The organism is Desulfatiglans sp. (assembly GCA_012513605.1).
Classification (GTDB): Bacteria; Desulfobacterota; DSM-4660; order Desulfatiglandales; family HGW-15; genus JAAZBV01.
On record JAAZBV010000137.1, the window covers coordinates 41192 to 56359 of the forward strand.

At 40.4% G+C, this 15168-nt stretch carries 14 protein-coding genes and 1 pseudogene; 10 read left to right on the forward strand and 5 right to left on the reverse strand.

All coding sequences use genetic code 11. The features are described 5' to 3' along the window. Positions 1 to 102: 102 nt before the first annotated feature. Positions 103 to 723, reverse strand: a complete 621-nt coding sequence (locus GX654_18955; GenBank protein NLD38944.1) for a hypothetical protein — start codon at positions 721 to 723, stop codon at positions 103 to 105. Between the two features lie 401 nt (positions 724 to 1124). Between GX654_18955 and GX654_18960 the strand changes: the two genes are divergently transcribed. Together GX654_18960 and GX654_18965 are read left to right on the forward strand one after the other, a co-directional pair. Continuing rightward, positions 1125 to 1622, forward strand: coding sequence for a hypothetical protein (locus GX654_18960; GenBank protein ID NLD38945.1), 498 nt, complete (start codon positions 1125 to 1127; stop codon positions 1620 to 1622). A gap of 57 nt (positions 1623 to 1679) precedes the next feature. Then, complete coding sequence (locus tag GX654_18965) at positions 1680 to 2933, forward strand: hypothetical protein (protein NLD38946.1); 1254 nt, start codon at positions 1680 to 1682, stop codon at positions 2931 to 2933. A gap of 263 nt (positions 2934 to 3196) precedes the next feature. On the opposite strand, the gene GX654_18970 is transcribed toward GX654_18965, so the two are convergent. Then, positions 3197 to 3412, reverse strand: a complete 216-nt coding sequence (locus GX654_18970) for a hypothetical protein (protein NLD38947.1) — start codon at positions 3410 to 3412, stop codon at positions 3197 to 3199. Between the two features lie 93 nt (positions 3413 to 3505). Then, complete coding sequence (locus GX654_18975) at positions 3506 to 4756, reverse strand: cytochrome C (protein ID NLD38948.1); 1251 nt, start codon at positions 4754 to 4756, stop codon at positions 3506 to 3508. A gap of 317 nt (positions 4757 to 5073) precedes the next feature. Between GX654_18975 and GX654_18980 the strand changes: the two genes are divergently transcribed. The 3 genes from GX654_18980 (at position 5074) to GX654_18990 (ending at position 8998) form a co-directional block, all read left to right on the forward strand. Further along, entirely contained in the window at positions 5074 to 6957 is a 1884-nt protein-coding gene (locus tag GX654_18980) for a PAS domain S-box protein (GenBank protein NLD38949.1), read from the forward strand. Between the two features lie 95 nt (positions 6958 to 7052). Further along, the gene (locus GX654_18985; protein ID NLD38950.1) at positions 7053 to 8225 is read left to right on the forward strand and encodes a response regulator; all 1173 of its coding nucleotides are present in this window, start codon (positions 7053 to 7055) and stop codon (positions 8223 to 8225) included. Between the two features lie 119 nt (positions 8226 to 8344). After that, entirely contained in the window at positions 8345 to 8998 is a 654-nt protein-coding gene (locus GX654_18990; GenBank protein ID NLD38951.1) for a response regulator transcription factor, read from the forward strand. Positions 8999 to 9002: 4 nt separating this feature from the next. On the opposite strand, the gene GX654_18995 is transcribed toward GX654_18990, so the two are convergent. Further along, a complete protein-coding gene (locus GX654_18995; protein ID NLD38952.1) occupies positions 9003 to 10064 on the reverse strand; it encodes a response regulator in 1062 nt (353 codons plus the stop codon). A gap of 176 nt (positions 10065 to 10240) precedes the next feature. Here GX654_18995 and GX654_19000 point away from each other — a divergent pair, with 176 nt between their 5' ends. From GX654_19000 to GX654_19020, 5 genes and pseudogenes are all read left to right on the forward strand, one after another. Further along, positions 10241 to 10681 carry a response regulator gene (locus tag GX654_19000; GenBank protein NLD38953.1) on the forward strand — a complete coding sequence of 147 codons (441 nt, stop codon included), beginning with the start codon at positions 10241 to 10243 and terminating at the stop codon, positions 10679 to 10681. A 26-nt stretch (positions 10682 to 10707) separates the two neighbouring features. Next, entirely contained in the window at positions 10708 to 10971 is a 264-nt protein-coding gene (locus GX654_19005; protein ID NLD38954.1) for a hypothetical protein, read from the forward strand. A gap of 59 nt (positions 10972 to 11030) precedes the next feature. Beyond that, a complete protein-coding gene (locus GX654_19010) occupies positions 11031 to 11225 on the forward strand; it encodes a hypothetical protein (protein NLD38955.1) in 195 nt (64 codons plus the stop codon). 25 nt (positions 11226 to 11250) lie between these two features. Then, a pseudogene (gene amrS, locus GX654_19015) lies at positions 11251 to 12257 on the forward strand (AmmeMemoRadiSam system radical SAM enzyme). Between the two features lie 168 nt (positions 12258 to 12425). Beyond that, positions 12426 to 12965 carry a cation-binding protein gene (locus tag GX654_19020; protein NLD38956.1) on the forward strand — a complete coding sequence of 180 codons (540 nt, stop codon included), beginning with the start codon at positions 12426 to 12428 and terminating at the stop codon, positions 12963 to 12965. Between the two features lie 534 nt (positions 12966 to 13499). Here the strand turns inward: GX654_19020 and GX654_19025 are convergent. After that, positions 13500 to 14519: a virulence RhuM family protein gene (locus GX654_19025; GenBank protein NLD38957.1), complete on the reverse strand. Its 1020-nt coding sequence runs from the start codon at positions 14517 to 14519 to the stop codon at positions 13500 to 13502. Positions 14520 to 15168 lie beyond the last annotated feature (649 nt).

Genomic DNA, 15168 nt, shown 5'->3' on the forward strand with positions numbered 1-15168 from the left:
TCCTTGAGTCTATATGTTTAAAAGGGATTGATCATGGCCCCATAAAAGGGGCTACATGCTGGTATGGACTATAATAGATAGAAAAATGGTAATCAAGGGTCTTTATTTCAATTTCCCATTATCATCAAATTCTATAAGCATACCTTTTCTTATTGTATTATTTTTTATCTGGTAATCCTCAGCCAGTTTGCAGCTCTTCAGATTTCCATTTTCATGCAGATTGATATTAACAAGCAGGGTGGTCTTGCATGGCACGCCATCTATCATGACCTCTTCAGTGGGATAAAAACTCCTTAACTTCCCGCTGTCATAGAATGCTGTGCTTACACCTTTTGGGCCTCCACTCCCCTTGCAAAGATAACCTTGTACCATGTAATCATATGGAAATGCGCATATGTGTCCGGTAACATCATTGTATGGAAAAAGAAACCATGTGTGGGCGGGAAGAAGAGTCCCTTTATACATGAAATCCTTACTCAACTGGAATAACCTCAACTGAGAGTCCTCCCTGAAGTGTATCCACCCCTTTTCGCATGGAAAACCATCTATTTCATGATCCTCTGTCATGTAACCTATGACAGTGCCTGACTCGGGTTGAAAGATCTTTTTGAAATGGATGCCATTTTTATCAACATCGTATTCCCAGCTTTTACAGCCTGTAAAAATAAGACTCGCCAATATAATAAAGCCTGATACTAAAATTTGTGAATTATACCTTTGCATTTTTGTCTCCTTTTGTCCTGTCAATAGGGACAAGGCCTTCCGGAAAACCGGCTGGTAAACATACCTTGTCTCTAAGCCTTATACCTAAGTCAATAATTTTGAAATGCATCCATCTCTTATAAAACCAGCCTATTGCCAGTGAATCACAATGATACTTCTGGAAAATCAAGAATAACAGAATTAATAAAGCAAGGAACATGCCGATATCTATGCGAATATAAACATGTTGATTTAACTTGATATGTCCGGTAGTGTTAAACCAATTTAGTCATTAACCAAACATTCAAAAGACATGAAATGCACGTCTGTTGTGCATGATATGTATGCTTTCACCGGTTTTTATCTTAAAAAAGGATATACCTTGGATGAAAGCCACATCAACCTGAATCGTGGAGGAGATAATGAGGTTATCAGATTTTATCGACAGAAAACAAATCAGTTTTGTCATTGCCGGAATGTTCCTTTTAACATCATTCTGGGGATGTGAGAAAGGCAATGTACCATCAGGGTCTGCTGTAAGGGATGGTGTTATGCTTACTGTCCTTGATCCAAGGGGGCAGCCATCAGGTATCTTCGGAAGGGTAGGTGAGGCAGGTGCAGGTATACTTGCTAACCGCAACCCTGATACACAGCCCAAACTTTCCATGGATGAGCTTGCGCCCCTTCGCATGGCGCCAAGGCTTGATACACTTGAAAATAAGACCATCTACCTTGTGGATACCGGCTTTGCCGGATCGATGGATTTTTTTAAGGAGATGCAGAGGTGGTTTAATGAGAATATGCCCTCTGTCAAGACAGTTACTATTTTGAAAAGTGGGAATGCCTTTGTGGACAGCCCTGAGCTCTGGCCAGAACTTAAGCAGAAGGCCGATGGCGTTGTCTTTGGCGTGGGCGGGTGAGACGGCTGTTCGGCGAGTATCGCCGAGTTCAGTCGTATAATGGAAGGGGAATTCGGGGTGCCTACTGCCCCGATTGTTACATCTCGTTTTGCAGAGTATGTTATCAGGGATGGTAAATCACATGGAATGAACCTGAGGTGGGCGTTCCCGCCTTACCCTGTTATGGGGGTGGATAAGGAGACACTGGTTAAATATATCAATGGCGATGACCCTGTAACAGGTAAAAAGTTTATGGCAGAGGTTATTGATGCACTTACAAAACCTTTGACCGAGGAGGAAAAGAACCCCCCTGTTCAAAAAAGGGAAAAGCGTCCGCGTCTGCTTGCACCTGACACTGAAGCAAATCTTAACAGGATGTTTATAGAGAAGGGGTGGACAGACGGGCTTCCCATAGTGCTCCCTACACAAGAAAGGGTGGCCGAGATGCTTACAGGCACTGATCATGATCCGCAGGAAAAAGTGGGCATGATGTCTGTAACTACCCATGAGGAGCTTAATGAATATACGGTTGAAAAGGTTGCCGCCATTGCTGTTATGGCAGGGGCAAGACCCGAACATCTGCCTGTTATACTTGCGATAGCTTCAACACAGCACCCATCAATACCAAGCTCCACAGGGTCATACGGGAGTATGGTGGTGGTAAACGGGCCTGTAGCACGAATAATCGGCATGAACAGCGGTGTTGGTGCTCTTGGGCCATTCAACTATGCTAACTCAGTGATCGGGAGGTCATGGACACTCATGAGCATCAATTTCGGAGATGCCAGGCCCGGTGATACCTTTATGGCTTCTATCGGTAACGGCCTGAGTTTTACAAACCAGTGCTGTGCTGAAAATGAAGAAAAGAGCCCGTGGGAGCCATTCCATGTTCAAAAGGGTTTTAAACATTCAGAAAGCACTGTGAGTGTATTCAGGGGATGGAATGTTGCAACGCTCGGTATGGGCGGGGCAGACGCGATAGTGCAAAGGATAGAGTCAGCAGGAATGATGGGGAGCGCTACCTTTGTGGTAGACCCTCTTGCAGTAAAGGTGCTTAAGGACGAGGGATGGACTGATCCATTTAAACTGAGTGAGTATGTTGCCGGTAAGCTGGGCAACGCCTTCTTTAAACCAAGGCCCGAAGATATTAATTTTGTGGTGGTTGGAGGAGAGACCAACCCTATATGGCAATCCACAGATTACACCTATTACAAGACGGTTTCGGTTGATAAATGGATGCCTGAGAATGGGATTAAGCTTGATAAAAAACCCATCCGCATGCCGGTAAGCAAACAGTGTGAGGATGAGTTGTGCCTTATTGGAAAAAAATAATATATTTATTTTTTGCTGGGTAATGTTTTATGCACCACCTCGTAGAGACAAGGCATGCCTTGTCTCTACGAAGGCCGATATCAGGGATAAAGCCCAATGTTGTTGAGGTGAAAATACATTTCCAACCGTGTAGGGGCAGGCCTGTGTGCCTGCCCGGTGATGGCGGTTCATATCCTTAAATATTGGATGGACACGCAGGTCCACCCCTACGTAGAGACAGTTTTTAAACCTGTCTCTACTGATTTATGTGCCACTTGATAAAATCATCCCTTTGGTTTTATATAACTCCCTGCCAGCTCCTTTAAGATTGACATGACATTGCTCCCCCGTTCACGTGCAATACGGTGGGCGTCATCAACAATCCTTACCGCCTGTTTCTCAAGCTCTGCTTCGGGCGGGATGACCATATTCATCTTCTGATATTTCCATTGCAGAAACTGTATGGTCATGCGCTCTTCCTGACGTCTTATAAATCCCATATTTTTATCCTCAGGTGATATTTTGGTTGAGTATATCTTTCAACATTAATTGGTGTAGGGGCAATTCATGAATTGTCCCTACATATCATTTCATTATTTTAGAGAAATTTTCTTTCGCATATCCTGGGCCATTTCCCTGATTTCAGTCAGGTCCTTTTTCATCTTTGCATAGCCATACCATGTGGAATAATCGTAATTAAGGTGAAAAGCCCCCTGAAAGGTCTTCATCCTGTGATCCATAAACATCTCATAGAGTGTCTGTTCAATCTTTGTATCTACATCATAAAAGGCCAATAGATCAGGGTAACTGGCGTTCCCCTCTTTTTTTACAATAATATGATCTCTGTACAGCCCGGCGACTATCTCTATCGCCTCAGCAAACAGTTTATCGGCCTCTTTAACCATCTGGTCTGCATTTTTGAAATTTTCTGTTACAAAATTTGGCGAATGGCACTTTTTGCATATATCTGTAAAACGTTTTCTTTCGGCATCAAATTCTTCCTTTGTGAGACGTGCCATTTTAGCCTCTTTTACAACATCAAGCCTGGGGGTTGGATTGCCATCAGGGTCGAGCACACCAAGCCCTTTCAATATGGTGGCTCTGTACCCCATCCATTCTGCGTCCTCTTCTGGCAGGCGAACGGCCAGAAATCCCCATGCGGAAAATACCCTGTGGTCACCTCCAGGCATATGGCATGTCTGACATTTGGGGGCACGATCTTTATTCTGATGATCAATTATCCGGTTCAGCAGATAGGTTACACCGTGCTTGGCCCCGGAGTACATCTCCCATTGTGCATGGTCAAAACCCATGTGGCAGGTCTGGCATGCCTCCGGTTCTGATGCCTCCATTTTTGAAAAGGAGTGGCGGGTGTGACAGTTCTGGCAATCCATGCCGTAGCGGTAGTATTTGCGGCCCTCTTCAAGCCTTGAGTTCTGATCCTTTACTCCAAGGGTATGACACCCTCCGCACCCCTTCTGACCTTCAATGAACGGTTGAGGCTGCATATGGGTATATGGCATTGCCTCTAATGCAACAGCGCCAAGGGCATGTTTGCCTGAAAGATACTGTGATGCCTGATCCGCATGGCACTCCTCACATGTAGAAATAGTTGGAAGCTGTGCCTTAGCAACATCATCTACCCCCTGGTGCATATTCCCGTGGCAGTCAACACAGCTCATGCTCTCTGCCATTTTACCGCGGTTAAAATCCTTTACCTGCATTGGTGTTATTTTTTCATGGCATTTTTCACAGTCAGAGATTACTGCCCTTGATACAGGTGATGCAAAGATAAACAAAAAGCAGAAAGAAATGAGCGCAAAATGATTTTTTTTAATGGGCATTGTGTCTCCTTGTAAAAACAATATTTAGATGAATTTTATACAGTATATAAGATTTTTCCCGATCAATCATTAAAAAATAATGTTTTTTTTAGGTCTATATCCTGCATTTTCCGGAAATATTTCTCCCTGCTGTATAAAATACTATTAAATTGGTATTCTACCCTGCAGGCAACTTTGATTTATTATATACCCTGTCAGTCAGGATATTCATGTATGTAATAGATATTTATAGCCTTCTCAACTTGATAAAAATATGGTAGAAACCGGTTCAATTGTAAAAAGTTTACTCAATCCTTACAGGAAAATAAGATATCCAGATGAAAAATAGATATTATGATCTTATATTATACGCTGTTGCTTCCGCATTAATACTGACCTGTTTCTGTTATATATATGTAGAGGACTTTCTTCTTTTTCACTTTTTTGTAGAATTGTTTTCCATTATTATCTGTTTCAGCATTTTTGTGATCACATGGAATTCAAGATATTTTATTGACAATGGATATGTAATTTTTCTCGGGGTGGCGTTTTTTTTCATTGGTATTTTAGATATACTCCACATGCTTTCATATCATGGAATGCCTTTTTTCCAGGTCCACGGGAATGATTTGCCAACACAACTGTGGATTGCTGCCCGTTATATGCAGGGGATTTCATTGTTCCTTGCCCCTTTCATGCTCAAATATAAGATAAAATTATATAGTATCTTTTATTGTTTTTTGTTTGTAACCACTCTAGTGATTTTTCTAATTTTCAGGGACATTTTCCCCAGTTGTTATGTTGAAGGCATCGGATTGACGATGTTCAAGAAGATGAGTGAATACATTATCTGTTTAATCCTCCTGTTATCTATATTTCACCTTTTACATTATAATAAGATATTTGATCGTTTAGTCCTTATATTAATCATATCCGCAATCTCTGTTACAATCCTTTCAGAACTCTGTTTTACACGGTATCTCAGCGTCTATGGTTTCTCCAATTTTGCCGGCCACTTTCTTAAAATAGTTGCCTTTCTGTTGCTTTACCGGGCGATTATTGTAACCGGCTTAAAAAATCCATACAGCCTGCTGTTCAGGGAGTTAAATCAAAATAAGGAAGAGTATCACTCGCTTTTTACAAATATGATTGATGGATTTGCCAGGCACCGCATTATCACAGATGATAATGGACAGCCTGTTGACTATGAGTTTATAGAGGTAAACCATGCATTCGAGGAACAGACAGGCCTGAAAAAAGAAATGTTGATTGGAAAGAGAGTTACTGAAGTCTTGCCTGGTATTAAAGATGAACCATCTGATTGGATTGGAAGATATGGCAGTGTTGCCCAGACCGGAAAAAGTATAAGGTTTGAAAGTTATTCACGGGATCTTGAAAAATGGTTCTCGGTTATTGCATACAGTTCAAAGAAAAATACCTTTGCCACAGTTTTTCAGGACATTACTGAACGCAAACAGATTGAACAGACCCTGGAGAGAAAGGTGAAAGAAAGGACAGAAGAGCTTGAAAGGAGAAATCAGGATCTACAGGATTTTTCTTTTATTGCATCGCATGATCTCCAGGAACCTTTACGCAAGATCCGAACATTCGCAGATATGATCTTTGAGAAGATTACCAAAGGGTCTCTTGAGCAGGTAGGAGATTATCTCTCCAGAATGCAGGACTCTGTCAAGAGGATGCAGAACCTGATAAAATCATTGCTCGAATATTCACGTGTTACTACTGCTGAAAAACCGTTTGAAAAAATTGATCTTTCAAAAGCAATGACGGAGGCTATGTCCAGCCTTGAAATCCTTATAAAGGAGAAGAAGGCAACTATTGAGGTAACAGCGCTGCCGGCCGTTGAAGCTGATCTTATCCAGATCATTCAGGTTTTTCAAAATCTCATTGAGAATGCCTTGAAATTCCACAAGCCCGGTGATGCCCCTTATATCAGGATATATGAAAATAAAATTTCCGGACCCAGTTGTCAGATCATTGTGGAAGACAGGGGTATAGGTTTTGATGAGAAATACCTGCCCAAAATATTTATGCCTTTCCAGCAGCTTCATGGAAAAATGGAGTATAGGGGAACAGGAATGGGGCTTGCGATATGTCAGAAAATAATAAACAGGCATGGAGGAATCCTTACTGCAACCTCCGAACCCGGAAAGGGAGCTTCTTTTATTTTTACGCTTCCCATCGTTCAGACAACCAGCTAGCAGTTATTTAAGTTTTAACTTTATTTACAGGTAGTGTCAGTCAGTAGAGTTTTTAGTATATAGTTATTCATTAAATTATTTTTTTTATCTATACCATGGCCGTAAATATAACTGATCAACATGTTAAAGTACTCTTAATTGAGGATGACGAAGATGATTATATTATTATTAGGGAGTTTCTTGCAGGTATCCCGTTAAAATCATTTGATGTAACATGGATATCAAACTATCATGATTCGCTTCCCCTTCTCAGAAATAATTATCATGATGTCTGTTTGCTGGATTACCGCCTTGGTGTTAATAATGGTATTGATCTGCTAAAGGAAGCCAATGACTCAGGTGCATCAATTCCTGTTATTTTTCTTACAGGGCAGGGTGAATATTCAATTGATCTTGAGGCAATGAAGGCAGGGGCAGCAGATTATCTTGTCAAAGATACATTAACATCATCTATGCTGGAGCGTTCAATTCGATACTCCATTGAAAGGGCAAATGCAGCCAGGAAACTTAAAAGTGCATATGATGAAATGGAAGACCGGGTGAGACTAAGGACAAAAGATCTCAAGGATGCGAATATGAATCTCCGCAAGGCATCCGAAAAAATAAAATCATTTGCCTATTCGGTTTCACACGATTTGAAAAGCCCTGCAAGCAGTCTTATAGGCCTGACAAATCGTCTTTATAAGTATTGTGAAGATAATCCTGATGAGAAATACAAAGTTTATTGCCTGCAAATCAAGAAAGCGGCTGAACAGGTTTATTCATTGGCTGGGTTAATAAACGGTTTTATTACCGCAAAAGAAATGCCACTTAAATTAGAGGTAATTCCCCTTGAAGAGGTTTTTAATGATATTGCAACAAGATATTCGGAGCGACTTTCTGAAAGGGAGATACGCATGATAATACCCGATAATTTACCCTCTATAACAGCAGACAGGATGTGTATTTCCAGGATATTAACTAATCTTGTGGAAAATGCCTTGAAATATGGTGGTGATAATCTCAGCAGGATATGCGTAAGAGTAGATGAAAATAACAGTGAATATATTATATCAGTAGAAGACGATGGTTTGGGGCTGCGTGAAATAGATAACCATGATATTTTTCAGCCATTTATTAGGATAGACGAGAATCGGAAAATTGAAGGTAATGGATTAGGCCTTGCCATTGTAAAGGAATTAGTTGAAAAGCTCGGAGGCAATGTCTGGTATGATTCGGTGTACGGGAAAGGCGCTACTTTTTATATCTCAATTTCCAAATTCATCTGACACTGATCTAAGACATTTACCATGTCGGGATAATATGATAATTGGAATAATCAGAAGCTGAATATGTGGTTTTGTATAGGGTTAACAATAAAATGTCCTTATCGTTAGCGAGGAATAATATGGATAAAAAACGTATTGTGATTGCTGAAGATCACGCAATCGTCAGGGATGGCTTGCGATCACTCCTTACATATGAAGGGAATTTCGATGTTGTTGGGGAAGCGCAAGATGGAATGGAGGCAATTCGTTGTGTGAAAAGCTTAGAACCCGATCTATTACTGCTTGATTTGAATATGCCTAAAATGGACGGTATCTCTGCCATAAAAGAGATAAAAAAGCAGTCCCCGGATGTTAAGATACTCACCCTCACAATGCATAAGGATGAAGAGTATATTCTGGAGGCATTCCGTTCTGGGGCAGACGGATATTGCATTAAGACATCTTCAGGGAAAGAGGTGCTTTCAGCAATAAAAATAGTTCTCTCCGGCAGGCAGTTTGTGAGCCCTGACATATCCGGCAAGGTGCTTGAAGGATACCTTGAAGGCAAAAAAACCCTGAAAAAAGAATCTTCCTGGGAAGGCCTCACCCAGAGGGAGAAAGAGGTATTAAAGCTTGTTGGCGAGGGTTATCAGAACAAACAGATATCGGACTTTCTGTGCATAAGCATCAAGACCGTTGAAAAACACAGGGCCAATATCATGGAAAAGCTTGACCTTCACAGCGCTTCATCCCTTACTGCATATGCTATTGAAAAAGGGCTGGTTGTGAAATAAATATTTAGCCGCTGACAGGAAACTGAATTTTAATCTGTGTATGCTGCCCTTCACCGGTTACAATATCGATTTTTCCACCAGCAAGCGCTACACGCTCAATCATACCATTAAGCCCCATATTGTTTTTTTCAGATGCCAGCGCCATGGCTTTCTCTACATCAAAACCCTTACCGTTATCTTCGAAAAAAAGATACAGGATGTTCTCCGACTTTCGCATATGCAACTGAAGGTGATCTGCATTGCTGTGTTTCAGGGCATTATTAAGGCATTCCTGTATTATCCTGTAACAGACAATCTTTAACCTTTCAGGGATATCCTCTTCCTTTAATTCTAGCCTCATATCAAGCTCTATCTTCCTGTGGATCTCCAGAGTCCTCCTGCATAGAGAACGTATTGCTGCTAAAAGCCCAAGTGTATCAAGAATTGATGGCCTGAGGTCATAGGCGATCCTCTGCGACTCGTCTATAACCTCCTTTAACAGGTCCATAATTTTTTCGAGTGAAAACCCGGTCGAGGCTGATTCAGACGAAGAACCCATGCTGCGTATCGTCTGTTCCAGGGCAAATCTTATTGCGGTCAGACTTGAACCAATACTGTCATGCAATTCCCTTGCAACAGTCTTTCTCTCCTGTTCCTGGGTCTCAAGTATCTTTAACGACAGGTAATGGAGCTGTTTTTCGGATTGTTTTAACCGGTTAAGTATTTTACTGTTACGTACCGCATATCGTATTGATCGTTCCAGGAGGACAGGGTCGAGCCGATTTTTATCGATATAATCCACAGCCCCTTTTCCCATTGCGAGCATGTCAATATCAAAATCACCCTGGCCGGTAAGAATGATTATGGGTTCAGTAAAACCCCTGCGAACATATTCGTCAATAAATTCAAAACCGGTGTGCATTCCCAGAAAATAGTCAACTATACACAGGTCATGTTCTGTTGCTGAAGCCTTCATAAAGCCTTCATCAAAATCCTTTGCCCAGTCAAGTTCGAACTTGTGCCTTTTTACCTTCGACAGTATCTCACTAATAATGATGAAATCATCTTCATCATCTTCTACCATCAAAATTTTTATTAGCTCAGGGGATTCCATTTTCAATATGCCTTTTTTCTTCAAAATACATAAATAAGATATCTCAAGTAGGGTTTTTACCCCATTATTATTCTCATTAACTGAAACTAGAATGATGGTCAATGGTTAAAGGGAGGATATATCGATATTTTAACTAAAGGAGTTATAAAATGGAAATCGGAAGACCAAATCTTGCTCAAAAAAATGCACTTGTTGTAGATGATGACGAGGTGATTCTTAAAAGCTTATCCGGTTGGCTGGAATACAGGGACTGGAATGTTGTAACTGCCTGTGATGGAACAGAGGCCTTTAAAATAATGACCCGGAAAAATGATTTCGATCTTGTCCTTACTGATTATAATATGCCACGAATGAACGGATTGGTTTTGGCAGAAAAAATAAAGGATATAAACCCCTTAATCCGAGTCATTCTTGTTACAGGAACATGTAGCAGTATTTTAGAGCGGGAAATCAATATAATCTATATTGATGATGTTCTGCATAAACCATTTTCTCTTGATGAACTGGACAATGTTCTCGATGAATGTATTACCAGAAATAGTTTTGCTGATCTGTTTACACCTGCTATCCCACTCTGGAATCATTCATAAACCAATCAAAGAAAGGAGCAAATAAAATGAATCCACCTATCGAGCTGCCCCTGGGAAATGATTCAGTAAGGTTTACTTATGATGGAAGGGTTTTTATCGAGGATGCCATTAAGGCTTTAACCGGTGAAAAAAAGCAGGAACCAGCACGAGTCTGGAATAAAATAAAAAAGGATCATCCGACCGTCCTAACATATTGCAGTTCATACTTAACAAGTGAAGGTGATAAAATTCAAACCATTGATGTGGAGGGAATGGATATGATTTTTCAGCTTCTTCTTGAATATATGTGAGGTATTCGGATTGAATTACAGGTAAATGCAAAAAAAATATTTGCCGAAAGGATACTGTCATGAAAATAAAAGTGGATCATTTGAAATGTGATACCACAGGCGCATGCGTAAAAAAGTACCCTCAACTCTTCAGGTTTCAGGAGGGAAGCAAAAAGGCTGAATTCATGTATGAAATAGTTCCCCTGAAATTTGAATCAAAATGTCCGGACATATTAAAGATATGCCCTATGGGTGCAATTTATTCTGAATGTTGACCCAACTATTCGGAAAGTGCAGAATATGAAAGAAGCGCTTCTATATGAAAAAATCGAAGGACTCAGTGCCCATTGTTTTTTGTGCAATCATCACTGTAAAATTAAAAATTCAGAATTCGGATTTTGCGGTGTGAGAGAAAACAAAGAAGGAAAATTATTTACCCATACATACGGTGAAGCAGTTGCAGCTAATATTGATCCTGTTGAAAAAAACCCCTGTATCATTTTCTTCCGGGAACAAGGACATTTTCTATTGCTGCACAGGGATGCAACTTCCATTGCGGTTTTTGTCAGAACTGGCAGATATCACAGGTTCCCATTCAGAAGAGCAACGGTTTGACCAGGATAAAATTATTACCCGGAGACATTGTTGATAATGCCATTACTCAGCATTGTAAAAGCATTTCATACACCTATACCGAACCTACAATATTTTTTGAATATGTCCTTGATACGGCGAGACTGGCAAAAGAAAATAAGTTATACAACATCATGGTAACTAATGGGTATATGACTCTTGAAGCGCTCAGGATGATAGCGCCATATATTGATGCATGTAACGTGGATCTCAAATCATTCAATGATGATTTCTATTCAATTACCTGCCACGGCCGCCTGAAACCGGTCCTCAATTCCATAAGGGAAATGAAGACTCTTAATATATGGATAGAAATCACCACTCTGATTATCCCTGATCAGAATGATACGGAAAAAGAGCTTACTGATATCGTTGAATTTATCGCCGGGCTTGATAAACAAATCCCATGGCACATCTCCAGGTTTCATCCCGATTATCAATTTATGAACAGCAAATCCACTCCGCTGAATACACTGGACATAGCCTTTGATATTGGGAAAAAGGCGGGTCTGAAACATATCTACAAAGGGAATGTGCTTGGTGATGTCACAGAAACATTATGTCCCAATTGTGGTGAAACGCTTATTCGCAGAAACGGCTTTTTCGTGGATATGAACCGCATTCAACAATCATCATGTCCGGCGTGCGGACAATCGGTCGCAGGAGTATTTTGACAGGAGGAGTGTAAAAGTAATGGTCTAAGAAGAAGGTAATGAAGAAAGCGCCATCCTGAGGTTCCCCAGTTAACATCAGATCATGCAAAAAGCACAATGTCTTTATCCTGTTACCTTCACCAATACACAGGAAGCCACTTCGGAATTACACGAAAGGAGGTCACAAAAATGCAGGCACGCGGTCCGCTGATGATCGAGCATCGTCTGATTGAACGTATGCTTTCGGTTATCGGAGAGGTCTTAGGAAAAATCGAATCAAAGCACAGTGTAGATCCTTTATTTGTGGATACAGCAGTTGATTTCATAAGGGTGTATGCCGACAGGACTCATCATGGAAAGGAAGAAGATATTCTTTTTCGGGAACTTAATCATAAAACGCTCTCCGAAGAAGACTGTAAAATCATGAAAGAACTCATAGATGAACATATATTTGGCCGGCAGACGACGAAAGCGCTTGTTGAAGCCAATACCCGTTACCGGAATGGTGATGAGACTGCCTTGAACGAGATTGCCGGTAATCTCAAAACTCTTATAGAATTCTATCCCAGACATATCGAAAAAGAGGACAAAGTATTTTTCCCTTCATCCAGATACTATTTTACTGATGAAGAGGATCACGCTATACTGGCAGAGTATTGGGAGTTTGACCGGAAGATGATTCACGAAAGGTATAAGAAAGTTGTTGAAGGATTTGAAAATCAACAATGAATCCCGTGAAAACGGGGGGCCATTAAAGAACACGGAGTTAGGTTGGGTATTAACCCAACATCCTTTAAAAAATGGGGGTGTTGGTTCAAAAACAACTTTCTTTAAAAGATATAACTGAAAGTTGTCAACTGAACATAGTTATAAGGCCGGAAGAAGAGGCTTATTTTTACTAAGTTGAAGAGTTAACCAGAGAAGCTTTCTGGAATTTATATAAGCCTGAATGTGATGAACATTATACGGCGCACAAGCTCAGAATCAGTACAGATTTTATAAAACACCTTGATTATGTGGCAGAAACAGATGGACGTATTGTTGGCACTATAATGTATACTAAGTCATATGCTGAGTGATTAAGGCGGCTATCGGGATAGGAGCGTAAACAGCGCACACCCACTGATGCCGGGTGTTGGCCAAATGACAACTGTGCAGGCCTAACACTGGTTTTTTCATGCAAAGGTAATCGTTTAGAGTTTTTCTAAAGTTTATCTATTTTCCCTGCCCTTACCCATCTTGGAAGCCTGAAGATTCCCAAATTTATTCATCCTTTTCTTTTGGTACATTTTGCTTTTTGCTTATATTTTCTATTACTTTCAAGCTCTCAATATATTTATTTTCTACATCGCTCAAGGTTTTTTGCTGATACTTTTTATATTCTACGGTAGCCTTTTCAATTGCTGTTTCATGACTTACAGAACCTGCTCCCTGCAATAGTTTTTCACCGCTCATGGTCAATATTTTATCAAGATGAAAGGTCCAGTCTTTCATGGTCATTGATTGTTTTCGTTCGGCTTGTCTTTCTGCAAAATCCAGATACCCCGATACTATTTGCCCAAGCGAGCGAAGTTCATTTTCATTTAGATAATTTTTTGCAATAACAACATCTTTCAGAAAAGGACGACTACCAGGAAACGACATCAGCCCCATAAATTCTTTTTCGGCATCAGCACGATCAAATATTACCTCAGCGGCTGTTTGTCCATGGACTGCGTAATGAATTTTATTTTGCACTTTTTTGAAAAATTCAATGGAAACATCTGACATGGGGTCATAATCAATGCTGGTTGCATAAATATCCAGTACCTGGCGGTAAAATACCTTCTCGGACGAGCGAATGTCGCGTATTCGTTGCAGTAGTTCTTTCCAATAGCCGCCGCCTCCCAAATTTTTAAGCCTCTCATCATCCATTGCAAAGCCTTTGATGATGTATTCTTTGAGGATATTTGACGCCCATATCCGGAACTGTGTCGCTCTTTTGGAATTGACCCGGTACCCCACAGCAATGATTGCGTCAAGGTTGAAATATTTGGTTTTATAGTTCTTGCCATCAGTGGCAGTTGTTTCCAAAATGGAAACAACTGAATCTTCATCCAGTTCACCGGAATCAAATATGTTTTTAAGATGTTTGGATATTGCTGGAACATTTACATCAAACAACTCGCTCATCTGTGCCTGTGTCAGCCATATTGTTTCATTCTGAAAAACAGTATCTACCTTTATCCTGCCGTCATCGGTTTTATAAAGGATTATTTCAGACTGGTTGTTTTTTTCTGTCATGATTCCTGCCCTCGATATTGTAAACATCTAAATTGCATTTCATTCAGACAAATCAATTTATATTTTGAGGTGCATCCCCTATTTCACTACTTAATGGATCCTTTTACTCTATTTTATCGATTTTCTATCAAATTGAAGTCTCATATCCTTTAATCTTTGTAAATCAAAAAATATCATTACTCCGGAAGATACCTCCGCAGAAAAAAAGGTCTGGCCATCTTAGCAGGGCTATAAAAGAAATGCCACCAGGAGTAGAAGAAGAGGCTTTAAGATTTGCTGCCCAATCAGAATCTTTCTCAAAACTGACTGATGAGGAACGGAAAACCCTTGATGAATTTTTGAAATTTCTGAGGTCTGAGGATGAAGGTATGTAATGAGAAATTATTCCGGCTGTAATTGATGCGAATATATTGAAACAAAGGGGTGGCCCGTACAGCCTTCAGCCTTCAGTCTGTTACAGCCTGTCCCCAAACAGTCTAAAGTCTAAAACGCTTCAGCCTGATTTTCCCCTTGCTTTTTCAATAAATTAGTCCTAAACCTTTAGCCTGTGAAATTCATGATTATGACCGCGAAGCGGATTTCACCGGGCTTGGACATTGTACCTTTTCGGGTATAATGAATTATTGTCTTACGAGTCTTATCGTTTTCT

Bases quoted from the DNA above. Each gene is read 5' to 3' on its own strand.
- GX654_19010 (NLD38955.1), top strand. From the start codon at position 11,031: ATGAAAATAAAAGTGGATCATTTGAAATGTGATACCACAGGCGCATGC.
- GX654_18975 (NLD38948.1), bottom strand. From the start codon at position 4,756: ATGCCCATTAAAAAAAATCATTTTGCGCTCATTTCTTTCTGCTTTTTG.
- GX654_19025 (NLD38957.1), bottom strand. From the start codon at position 14,519: ATGACAGAAAAAAACAACCAGTCTGAAATAATCCTTTATAAAACCGAT.
- GX654_18985 (NLD38950.1), top strand. From the start codon at position 7,053: ATGGCCGTAAATATAACTGATCAACATGTTAAAGTACTCTTAATTGAG.
- GX654_19005 (NLD38954.1), top strand. From the start codon at position 10,708: ATGAATCCACCTATCGAGCTGCCCCTGGGAAATGATTCAGTAAGGTTT.
- GX654_18990 (NLD38951.1), top strand. From the start codon at position 8,345: ATGGATAAAAAACGTATTGTGATTGCTGAAGATCACGCAATCGTCAGG.
- GX654_18970 (NLD38947.1), bottom strand. From the start codon at position 3,412: ATGGGATTTATAAGACGTCAGGAAGAGCGCATGACCATACAGTTTCTG.
- GX654_19020 (NLD38956.1), top strand. From the start codon at position 12,426: ATGCAGGCACGCGGTCCGCTGATGATCGAGCATCGTCTGATTGAACGT.
- GX654_19000 (NLD38953.1), top strand. From the start codon at position 10,241: ATGGAAATCGGAAGACCAAATCTTGCTCAAAAAAATGCACTTGTTGTA.
- GX654_18980 (NLD38949.1), top strand. From the start codon at position 5,074: ATGAAAAATAGATATTATGATCTTATATTATACGCTGTTGCTTCCGCA.
- GX654_18960 (NLD38945.1), top strand. From the start codon at position 1,125: ATGAGGTTATCAGATTTTATCGACAGAAAACAAATCAGTTTTGTCATT.
- GX654_18955 (NLD38944.1), bottom strand. From the start codon at position 723: ATGCAAAGGTATAATTCACAAATTTTAGTATCAGGCTTTATTATATTG.